This is a genomic window from Carboxylicivirga fragile, from assembly GCF_050589805.1.
GTDB lineage: Bacteria > Bacteroidota > Bacteroidia > Bacteroidales > Marinilabiliaceae > Carboxylicivirga > Carboxylicivirga fragile.
This window is the reverse complement of record NZ_JBNGOY010000005.1, coordinates 135,790-146,275: the sequence shown is the minus strand read 5'-3', so window position 1 is coordinate 146,275 and position 10,486 is coordinate 135,790. Positions and strand designations below refer to the sequence as shown.

The window sequence follows — 10,486 nt, the reverse complement described above, 5'->3', positions numbered from 1 at the left end:
GTCAAATCAAATCAAAAAATCAAAGAACGTTTGTATGTTGTTGAAATATAATTTATTGCAAATTGTTTTTAAAAATTAACGCATCACTAGTAATGATGAATAAAGAATACCTTAAAACCATAGCTGATCAAAAACTTAATGAATTTAACCTTATTCCACTTCGCCAATTATTAAAAGAAGAATAGCTTCATTACCTGATTAAAATCACAAACTTAAACAAGTGAATTGTTTTGTTTAATTAAATTGCTTTGTTATATTTGTTACAAGCTATAACTTTAAACCTATGACAACCCCAACTAAACAAGCAATTCGCCTTCTGCGTACTCGTAATTATTTTCCGTACATTTTTATGACTTATCAGATACTCTTTTTAGTTTCAATGTTAATAATTGCGATTTTTTAGCCCCTCTGTCGAAAGGCCTATCTTTTAAAATCAAACATTATCCTTTACCAAAAACTGTTGGTATTAATTTAACGTGCCTTTTTACTTATTTTTGTCCTATGCAAAAAAAATTGGGTAAGAAGGAACAATACTTTGTTCAAAAAGTAAGACAGACGGCTGGTAAAGCAATCAATAGCTATAAGATGATAGGCGATGGTGAAAAGGTCTTAATTGCTGTTTCTGGTGGTAAAGATAGCTTGGCTCTACTTGAAATTCTTTCTTCGAGACGTAAATATCTCCCAATCAACTATGAATTGCATGCTGCTCATATAATCACCGAAGATGTACCTTACCAAATTGATGTAGAATGGCTACAACAATTCTGCGATGAATTGAATGTAACTTTACATTTAGTTACTACCCGAGCCAATCTGGAAACCGCAGGTAAAAAGAAACCTTGCTTTGCCTGTTCTAAAAATCGCCGCAAAGAGCTATTCCTATTAAGTGATCAACTGGGCATGACCAGATTGGCTTTTGGCCATCACCTGGACGATGCTATTGAAACACTGGTAATGAATATGGCACAACATGCTAACATATCGTCAATCCCCCCGTCATTGTCAATGTTTGATGGAAAGATTCATGCTATACGCCCTTTAACACTACTCACCAATGCGGAAATGAAACAGTACGCCGAAATAATGGGTTTCCCTTCGTTAAAACAGGAGTGCCCTTACGAAGATCATACCATAAGAAAGAAAGCGCGAGATATTGTGGAGCAAATGACTAAAATTAACCCTAAGGCGCGATTTAACCTTTTTAATTCAATGGGAAATATTGATATGGAATATTTGCCATAAATTATTCCTCTCTGGTCAACTCATGCACCATAATCTTAGCTATGGGATCGTCAATTTTCTCAACAATGAATTGATATAATCCCAAGGCCATTTCTTTTTCACCACTTTTGTTGATGGCATCAACAACATCAAGTACCACATCTATTTGATCGGCAAATAGATCAGACTGCTCATTGGCCATGTATTCTATACACATTTTAACCTCATCAAAATTTTGCTCGCCAAGGTTGATCAGGATATTCGGCATCATAACTGTTTCATCTATGGCCACACTTAAGCCATATTTTTCCTTCAAATTTGAGGCATAGTTGACAATGTTGTCGATGGATTGCCCCAACAGGCTATCGGGAACCGATGAAAGCGATTTGTAGAAACTATAACCCCTACAAAAACCGGTATAGGCATTAGTCTCGTGTGTTTCGTCTTTCATTACTTCAAACTTCCATTGCAGATTGGCTGGTTTAAGCGAATCTAACTTAAAATGAAAGGCATGATTGGCTGCTTCCAATTGCGGATAGTTTTCATTGAGGCCAATGTTGAAATATAGAGCTTTTAATTCGGTACTCTTCCATTGATCAAGGCCAGTAGTATCTATCAATTGAAGGGTAGGGCTGGTAGCAATGTAAAAGGTATTTAAGTCCTCATCCTTAAGCAAAGCCTCAATTACCATTCCTGCAGCCAGTGAATGCCCGGCCATAAGGCGAACAGAAGTGCTTTGATATTCTTTTTCGATGTAGGGAATTAGCTCTTCTTTGAGAAACTGAAGGTATAATGCTCTACTTTCTTCGCTTAGAAAATCCTTTTTGAAATCCTTTGTTTCTATGCCAACCACCACAAATTCATTCATCAGAATACTCGCCCTGAAATCGTTTTCCTGGGCACCTATTAAATAAGCAACAGGGTACTTGTGTTCAGTAAAATCATCGGGTGCACTAATAAAAATACGACGACTATCGTTTAAATTTGTTGAGACGTAATCAATGCACTGGGCTTCTTTCAAGGGGCGAACCGCATCTTGTGCCGATAAAATGCCACAGCAAAACAAAGCACAGCTAAAAACTAGTTTTCTAATCAGGGTGGTCATATTCATGCATCTAAGGTAAATAATAATTGTGATTGAATTTTATAGAATCAAATATACATAGCTACAGTATTTATCCCCTACGGGATTACAAACAATTGTAATATTTTTACAAATGCAGAACTGTTACACGATATGTAATCCAAAAACACAGAGTAGCAGAGAAACAGAGTTGTTTTACTAAATATGTTTTGCTCGTAGAGCATTAACCATCAACCCTAACAAGGATAATGGATCCCCTACGGGGAATACCAAATACCTTCCCTATTTGTTACAACAACGTAACCGCTACGCGGTAAAATTAACATGGTATAATATATGCGGTTTTGCTCGTAGAGCATCAATAATCACAATGCATCGAAATCAAATAGATATTGCGGATCGTATTTAATGCCGAAATGATCTAGGAAAGAAATATATTCCGACTTAAAACTTTTAGTTTGATGATGCGCTTTTTGCTGTTCAATATATTTATAAACTCGATCTAGCTGCGAGCGGCTATAGCTAAAGGCGCCATAACCCTCTTGCCAAGAAAAATGATGGTTAATGAAATTGTTTTGGTTAATGAATAGACTTGAGCTGCGCTTGATGTCATGAATCGTATCTGAAATGCTAATAGCAGGGTTCAATCCAAATAATATATGAATATGATCCGGCATTCCGTTAACAATTATGGTCTTATGATTTAGTCCAGCAATAATGCCAGATATGTATTTGTATAAGTCCAATTTATAACCCTCGGTTATTAGTGCCGCGGTTTTTTACAGCAAATACCAATTGTATGTAAATTTGAGTGAAGGTGCCGGGTTTCATTGTTTTTTGTATTGAATTTAGCACGATTTCCTGTAATAATCAAGGTAGAATTTATATATCCCCTACGGGGAAATGCAATTCCGTATCACGATATTCTACAAATCCTGAACCAGAACGCGGCACAACAGACGTAGTTATTTAAACAAATATTTGCGGCGATGATTAACGTTACGCGGTAAAAACACCATCATAATAAAAAGGCTTTTGCTCGTAGAGCATTAATATTAAAACAACACAGCAACATTGATGCACAAAGTGCTATTAAAAATCCGTTGATGCAAGAGATCAATATAAACCGGGAACAGGAAAGCCACCATAACAACATTATTAATCCCCTACGGGGAAAACTATCAATACATTACATTTCTACAAATTTGGAACCGCTACGCGGTATGTTAAACTATTTATATCCTATCGTGCTTTGATCGGAGAGCATTAATATTTGTAGAAACCAATATGCAGCATGAACTTTGCTCGTAGAGCATCAATAATCAAACAACCCAGAGAGGCAATGGAAATTTATGGATTGCCGTTTTTACTCCTATTATCCCCTTAAAAGCGGAAGCAATTAGTCATGTTAAATGATGAAGAAAAACATTTTTTATTTCCCTCATGAGAGATGCCGACGGTATAATAAACGTGGAGACAAAGAGGTTTTAAAAAATAGTTACAAATTCTACGAATACAAAACCTTTACGTGGTATATAATAAAAAACTAGCTAGGTATCTCCACAATCATATCGGTTCCTTCGCCAACCACACTTTTAACCCTGATTATACCATTATGGCGCTCAACAAACTCATAAACCAGACGAAGGCCCAGGCCAACGCCCTTTTCATTTTGGGTGCCGAAGGTACTTTTGGAGGCATCGAGCTCGAAAAGGCTTTTGATTTTATCGGGATGAATACCAATGCCCGTATCGCTGACTATGATGACTACTGCAGCGTTCGCCTGTTTGGCTTTAAGGGTAACTGTACCTCCTTTAAATGTAAATTTCAAGGCGTTATTAATCAGATTACGAATAATGGCTTGTAACATCTGTTGATCGGCCACCAACTCAATGGTTTCGTCAATCTGCTTGTTTAATGTAATGCCTTTGACGGCCGCCATATCTCCCAATACGCTCATTAAAGTTTGCACCGTTTCGTGCAGATTAATCATTTTGGGCTGAAAAGGTATTTCGCCCTTTTGGTTCAATCCCCAGCTAAATAAATTGTCGACCAAATCCATGATGCCAGCCGACGACTGTTTCATTTGTACCGAAACCTGCTTTAAATTATCGTACTCTTTATTGTCGACCAAGACATCAAATACCTCGGTGAAATTTTGAAAAGTGGCAATGGGACTGCGTAAATCGTGTGATATGATGGAGAAAAATTTATCCTTAGTTTCGTTGAGTTGCTCCAATTGCTTTTGTTGATTGCGCAATAGCTGGTTAATTCGTTTACGGCGCCTGCTATGGTATAACTGAACCCCAGCCAAGGTGACTGTTAATAACACAATAACGCCAAACGCAATGCCTCTTGCTTTATAAAAACCTTGTTCCTTGGTGAGTTCGTCAACCTCTTGTTGTTTTTGTGCTACCTCGTACTGGCGGCGCATGTTTTCTATTTCCCGAATGTTTTTCTCGTTAATCAGGCTGTCCTTTTAATTAACGTAGGCCACATGGCTTTGGTAAGCTTTTAAATGCGCTCCACTTTCCTTGTATATTTCTGAAAGCCGAAAATTAGCATCTCGTATTTGTTCAATTAAATGATCTTCCAAGGCTAGGGCTAGGCTTTGTAAGGCCAAAGCTTCGGCCTTTTTATATTGTTTCTGCTTTTGATATACATGTGCCAAGCCTTCCTGATAAACCGATACGGAGTAGTTATCGCTAAGAGGTTCTAGAATTTCTAAAGATTTATTAAGGTTTTCAACAGCTAGACTAAGGCTATCTTGAGCTAAATATACTAGGCCTATATTACCATATCCATAAGCAACCCCAAAATCATATTTCTTTATCTTAAATATATTAATGGATTCCGAAAAACTTTCTTTTGCTTGCACATAATGACCGAGATTCCTATTATACTCACCAATATTTAAGAGTATTGATGCGTATCGAATACTATCTCCATTGGATTTATACAGTTCCAAAGTTTTTGAAGAATAAATAATTGCATCCTCAAACCTGTTATCTTTAGCTAATATTCTCGCTAGATAATAACAAGAATTAATATATCCAGATTCGTTGTGGGTATTTTCATATTCCGTAAGCGCATTTAAGAAGCTGTTATATGCATCTTTTAATAATCCTAGTTTCTGATAGGCTAATCCTACCATTAGGTGCGCATAGCCTATCTGTTGCGAATTCTCAATTAAAGTTGCATAATCTAATGCCTCTTTAGAAAAGGATAATCGTAAATATGGATCATCACATGAATTAAAAGCTAGGATCAAATTAGAATAATAGGCAGAATCTGTTTTTGATTTTGTTTCTAATACTATAATTATGCTATCACATTTGCATTTCTCAAAATTTTGACCAGTAACATTATAGCCCGCAAACATGCAGGCTATAAATACAAATATTCTATTGGTTTGTATGGTCAATTTTTATGGTGCTGGAGGAGGTGGAGGAGGTAAAACTTCTAACTCTGGATCATCCACAACGCTTGTTCCATCCACCGTATATTGAATATTGTACGATTCTGAACCTGTGCTCTCAGGATTAACCTTGCCTACCCATGTATCACCATCTTTGCGTGGTCCTTCGCTAAATACATTAGCACTGCCTGCCTTGGCATATACATTATCAATTGAACTTATGTTACTGCCTGGTTCAATGGCTCACTGTACAAAATCCCCAGGGTTAGCCTGTGAGGTAATGTTATTATCACCACTATGGCCTTCGTTATCTTTTAAGTGAAGGGTGTATCCACCGTTCTCTTGCACTGCGTTGAGCAATGTTACTACCACTGTTTTTCCCATTCTTATCTTTTAGATTGAATTTCCAGAGTGAAAATACTAAAAATATTTAATTATGAGGTTTAGTAAAAAAAACGAATTGCTATAAACTTCAAAAGCTACTCTTGCAAGTAGCTTTTGTTATTCACCATTAGCAAATTGTTTTCTATATGATTTTTACATATTCCTAACAAAAATACTTAAATAGTTTGGTGTCTTTTTTGAAGGCCTAATTTGCTTCATTCTTGGCTGTTCAATTGAAAAAACATTTTCTGATTGAATCAATTCAAGTACCTCTTCCGCTATTTCAGCTTCATCTTTCTCGTATCGTATTTCATTGGCCGATATTCGATATCCTGATTTTGCATTTATATTCAAGGGTAATCGCCTAAGCCTAACTTGATAGTTATTACCTAATTCTTCAGTCAGCTTTCGTACAATTATTTCAGCTCTTGGCTTTGCTTCCGAAATAATATCTTCGAGATAGAAAACATCAATAAAAAAGTTAGTAGCACTGATTTGTTTTTCTTCTTTTATAAAAACCTCTGCCTTGGTTTGGATCTCTTCTTGATTTTTTCTGACCGATTCATTGACATTCGGAGAAGTCAACAATATGGTTATTAATTGTTCGCGAAATAAGGAATCGTCGGCTAACATCTCGTTGACTAGCAACAAAACAGCATTCTGTAGTTTCTCATCATTCTGTGTTATGGCATCTTTCACTTCGCCATACATCTGTATTTTCAAATTATTTTTAAACTCCTGTTGCTTTAATTCAGATTCTATCTTCAAGGCAACATTTTCAATACGTTGCGCATCAGCTTCTAAACTATCTTTAATGATTGTAAAGTAAATCCCAAGTATTCCGCCTATTATGGCAATCATAGGTGTTGCCCAGTATTTATTCAAATTCTCGAAGAATAATTTTGCCCTCATTAGATATTATGTTTAATTTTTTCTACTATGTTATGCCTTCAGCAACCAATAAGGATCATCGATAAACCTCTCCCAGTCCGCCTTAAGTAATTTTGTTACCTCATCCAATTCCGTTTGATCCACATCAGCACCATCCTTTTTTAGATCGAGGCAATACTTCAACAAGTTGTAACAGACTGTAAATTGACCACAAGTAACCAGCTTATCCAGCATTTGATCCTCTCTATCCTTTTTGGTAAACCAAAGGGTGGTAGCAAAACTACTGGCTGCTTCGGCTATTTCGTATATTTTATAACCAGGGTTGGGAATACTAGCGGGGTGCACAACCTTATCTTGTTCATCCGATACACTATTTGTGTACTGTGCCTCAGTTAAATCGTAGATCATAGCACTGCTGCGCCTATTTGTTAAGGCCTCATCGGTATAAAGTAAACGGTAATTAAGCCGACGGATTTGTTTTAAAAACATGTCGTTTACCATTTTCAGGCTTGAAGAAAAACGTTCGGTGAGCATACGCTTTAGAAGACGTAGACGCAGGCGTTCGAACTTTGGAATAACCTTAGAAATAACCTTAGGGATTAACTTGGGCGACATCAGTGCCTCCCATTCCTTTTCGACCTTTCCTTTAGCATAACTCAAAATAACTTTTACAACAATAGCGACTAAACTTATAGCTCCGAACACGCCGGCCGAAGCAATAATTAATGGATGGTTGATGGTTCCAAATACGATTGAAACAACGCTTATTAGAACCGGTAATATGATCCACCACCATGCTTTTATCTTTTTATCAATTTGTAGGCGATAGTGTTGTAATGTTTTATTCAATAATGGCTTGTCAACTTCCATTGATGAGGGCTGCCACGGTTCCATTTTATACGACGATACATCACATACCAATATTAAATCAAATTTATTATCTACTGGTCGATTGCTATCTGCCAAACGAATACTACCAATACCTTGATTATCGACAATGCCGCCATCCATTAGGCCAAGTCCATTTTCGAAGTCGATTAAACCTTTTACATCGGTATACAGTTTCGATCGATGGTCGTCGATAAAGTCATCGGGCATAATAATGGGTGCAAATCCCATGGGAAAACAGGAAGAGGAAGCAATGATATCGGCCAGCTTTATCTTTTTTGATAAGGCGGTGAGCTGTTTGCTAAACAGGCGGTAATTACCAAACATGTCACTGTTTTTAAAGCGAAAAGCCAAACCGTAGGAACAATCGGTGGCATTAAATACCACATCTTCGAGCCCTGGTTTGTTTTGGTCGAATAAATCAAATTCATCGGTATCAACTAACTCGCGATAACCAAGTGCAAAAGCATTAATGAGGGTTCGCTTTTTGCTGGTTTGTTTCCAAAATGCATCGTCGCTCAGCTTGGTCAAAGCCATTTCCAACAAATCTTTGTTGTTCAGAAAATCATAAATCTGCTTCTCAAAATTGTCAAAGCTCACCCCTTGCGCAGCGGCTTTGGCATAAGCTACTCCAGTAATAGTGCCACCACTTACAGTGCTCAATGCTTTAACATGTGACAAAAGGGTGTTGCCATTAAATTTAACATGGTTCAAATACGATAATACGCCCAAGCTGTATCCGGCAGCACGAAATCCACCGCCACTAAAACAAAGGGCTATGTTTCGGAATAAATGTAGAGGGTGATCAGGTGTTGGCATAATTACTTGAGTTTTATGAACTATTATTTATACATGCATTGTGTTGATGTTCAATTCCAATGTTCGCAAAAAACTTCTTTTTATTGTTTCATTGAATCATAAGCGTGTTTGTGTTTCTGACTTATTTTTTGAAGTTCGTTTTATGCTTAAGAAGGGACTCTTTATTAAATACAGAAATGACTGTCGATGTGCACTGTCAAACTCCACTAACCCATATTTCATTTTCTCCACAGGCATCATTTTATAGCTGCCAAACAAGCGATCCCAAAGGATGAAAATATCGGCATAATTCGAATCGGTATAATACTGATCTTGCTGATGATGTACTCGGTGGTGGTCGGGCATTACAAATACCAGACCCAGGGTTGAATTTAATCCCCTTGGATAATTAAGGTTGGCATGTTCGAAAAAGAAAAACAGATATAATATAAAATAATACAAAGCCATTGAAAAGACATCGGTACCGAAAAGCGCAGCCGTAATAATATTACCCACACCAAATACAAGGATTAATTCAAGGGGATGAAAACGAAATACGGTTGACGAATCCATGCTTGTATCGCTGTGATGCACGCGATGAAAGCGCCAGAGCAAAGGTATAACATGTGTTGCTCGGTGTATCCAATAGGCAGTAATATCATAAAACATTAGCGAAATTACCAGCTTAGCCCAAATAGGTAATTCTAGCATGTATAAAAGCCCAATGTTATTACTGTTAAGCCATTCAATTGAGTATACCTGAAAGGTAACGAAGAAAACATTGAGAAGAACCAGTATAATTTGAAACAATACATTCTGAAACAAGTGGCTAATACGATTCTTAAAATCAAAAGGTGCTTTAAGTATTTGCTCCAGTGAAAAGAAAATAACAATAAATCCCATGATAATATAATTCGGGTCAATCGCCATTAATTTATTTAACACGTCCATAAACCTCTTGTTGCTCCTACTATTAAGTGCATTTTAACTTTTCTTAAAAAAATCAATAATACAACTATGTAAAACCAATGTCAAGTCGTACCTCAAGGTCTTTTATTATTTTATTTCATATACCAATGCACTTAAACTACCTTAATACTTTACGCTTACTTTATCACAGCATTATAAATCACCTCAAAAGAACACCAAAACTAAATCCTATTATCCCCTTTTGATGAATGCCTATTGTCATTGATCTGATAAATAAGCCACTCTCCCATTCGCAGGTGTCAATGCGACATCCCGATAGCATAATTCGCAATACAGATATAACATTTCGCTAAGGCTGGTGCCCAGTTTGTAATCCTTATATTTCAATTTGCTGTGCTGGTTGATCAAACTACTAACTCTGGAGCTCAATTCGCTAATAAACATACAAATCGCACAACAAAAAAGGCTGCACAAACCAACTTGTACGGCCCCAAAACCAAACCAATGAGCGACCTAATCGACAATGACCCTTGCTCGTTTATACACATCGTAAAATACGGGCTGTGTTAATTCAAATACCTTCATCATCTTATCCATTTTGTTTTTTAGCAAACTATTACCCGCATTAATAAGCTGATCGGCTTCTTTAATGTTGGCATATCGTTTAATCCGAATATTGCGGACTGAACCTATCAGGTGTTTAAATTCATCTACTGAGGTTTCAATTTCAGTTATCATCTCATCTGAAATACCAAAGCCTTTTAGTGCTTCAATGTTGGTAAGTGCTATTTTTGTAATCGCCAAGCACATACATAGCGGCCACCAGAATGGGCACCTTTACTATAATTAATTTTAGAAAACGAGTAAATTTA

Annotated in this window: 10 protein-coding genes; 1 reads left to right on the top strand and 9 read right to left on the bottom strand. The window is 36.8% G+C overall.

Annotation, left to right across the window (positions count from 1 at the left end):
* Nucleotides 1-501: 501 nt before the first annotated feature.
* On the top strand, nt 502-1,242 hold the full coding sequence (locus ACRD7B_RS03795) for a tRNA lysidine(34) synthetase (protein WP_430823141.1): 741 nt from the start codon (nt 502-504) through the stop codon (nt 1,240-1,242).
* A 1-nt stretch (nt 1,243) separates the two neighbouring features.
* On the opposite strand, the gene ACRD7B_RS03790 is transcribed toward ACRD7B_RS03795, so the two are convergent.
* The 9 genes from ACRD7B_RS03790 to ACRD7B_RS03750 all read right to left on the bottom strand — a co-directional run bounded on the left by ACRD7B_RS03790 (nt 1,244) and on the right by ACRD7B_RS03750 (nt 10,418).
* Nucleotides 1,244-2,326: an alpha/beta hydrolase gene (locus tag ACRD7B_RS03790; protein WP_430823140.1), complete on the bottom strand. Its 1,083-nt coding sequence runs from the start codon at nt 2,324-2,326 to the stop codon at nt 1,244-1,246.
* A 344-nt stretch (nt 2,327-2,670) separates the two neighbouring features.
* Entirely contained in the window at nt 2,671-3,051 is a 381-nt protein-coding gene (locus ACRD7B_RS03785) for a transposase (protein ID WP_430823139.1), read from the bottom strand.
* 800 nt (nt 3,052-3,851) lie between these two features.
* On the bottom strand, nt 3,852-4,739 hold the full coding sequence (locus ACRD7B_RS03780) for a sensor histidine kinase (protein ID WP_430823138.1): 888 nt from the start codon (nt 4,737-4,739) through the stop codon (nt 3,852-3,854).
* A gap of 45 nt (nt 4,740-4,784) precedes the next feature.
* Nucleotides 4,785-5,729: a tetratricopeptide repeat protein gene (locus tag ACRD7B_RS03775; RefSeq protein WP_430823137.1), complete on the bottom strand. Its 945-nt coding sequence runs from the start codon at nt 5,727-5,729 to the stop codon at nt 4,785-4,787.
* Between the two features lie 237 nt (nt 5,730-5,966).
* A complete protein-coding gene (locus tag ACRD7B_RS03770) occupies nt 5,967-6,107 on the bottom strand; it encodes a hypothetical protein (protein WP_430823136.1) in 141 nt (46 codons plus the stop codon).
* 153 nt (nt 6,108-6,260) lie between these two features.
* On the bottom strand, nt 6,261-7,019 hold the full coding sequence (locus tag ACRD7B_RS03765; RefSeq protein WP_430823135.1) for a hypothetical protein: 759 nt from the start codon (nt 7,017-7,019) through the stop codon (nt 6,261-6,263).
* A gap of 30 nt (nt 7,020-7,049) precedes the next feature.
* Nucleotides 7,050-8,705 carry a patatin-like phospholipase family protein gene (locus ACRD7B_RS03760; RefSeq protein ID WP_430823134.1) on the bottom strand — a complete coding sequence of 552 codons (1,656 nt, stop codon included), beginning with the start codon at nt 8,703-8,705 and terminating at the stop codon, nt 7,050-7,052.
* 96 nt (nt 8,706-8,801) lie between these two features.
* Complete coding sequence (locus ACRD7B_RS03755) at nt 8,802-9,635, bottom strand: sterol desaturase family protein (protein WP_430823133.1); 834 nt, start codon at nt 9,633-9,635, stop codon at nt 8,802-8,804.
* Between the two features lie 492 nt (nt 9,636-10,127).
* Nucleotides 10,128-10,418: a hypothetical protein gene (locus tag ACRD7B_RS03750; protein ID WP_430823132.1), complete on the bottom strand. Its 291-nt coding sequence runs from the start codon at nt 10,416-10,418 to the stop codon at nt 10,128-10,130.
* Nucleotides 10,419-10,486 lie beyond the last annotated feature (68 nt).

Coding starts and splice junctions, on each gene's coding strand:
- ACRD7B_RS03795 (WP_430823141.1), top strand. CDS start 502: ATGCAAAAAAAATTGGGTAAGAAGGAACAATACTTTGTTCAAAAAGTA.
- ACRD7B_RS03790 (WP_430823140.1), bottom strand. CDS start 2,326: ATGACCACCCTGATTAGAAAACTAGTTTTTAGCTGTGCTTTGTTTTGC.
- ACRD7B_RS03780 (WP_430823138.1), bottom strand. CDS start 4,739: ATGCGCCGCCAGTACGAGGTAGCACAAAAACAACAAGAGGTTGACGAA.
- ACRD7B_RS03770 (WP_430823136.1), bottom strand. CDS start 6,107: ATGGGAAAAACAGTGGTAGTAACATTGCTCAACGCAGTGCAAGAGAAC.
- ACRD7B_RS03765 (WP_430823135.1), bottom strand. CDS start 7,019: ATGAGGGCAAAATTATTCTTCGAGAATTTGAATAAATACTGGGCAACA.
- ACRD7B_RS03760 (WP_430823134.1), bottom strand. CDS start 8,705: ATGCCAACACCTGATCACCCTCTACATTTATTCCGAAACATAGCCCTT.
- ACRD7B_RS03755 (WP_430823133.1), bottom strand. CDS start 9,635: ATGGACGTGTTAAATAAATTAATGGCGATTGACCCGAATTATATTATC.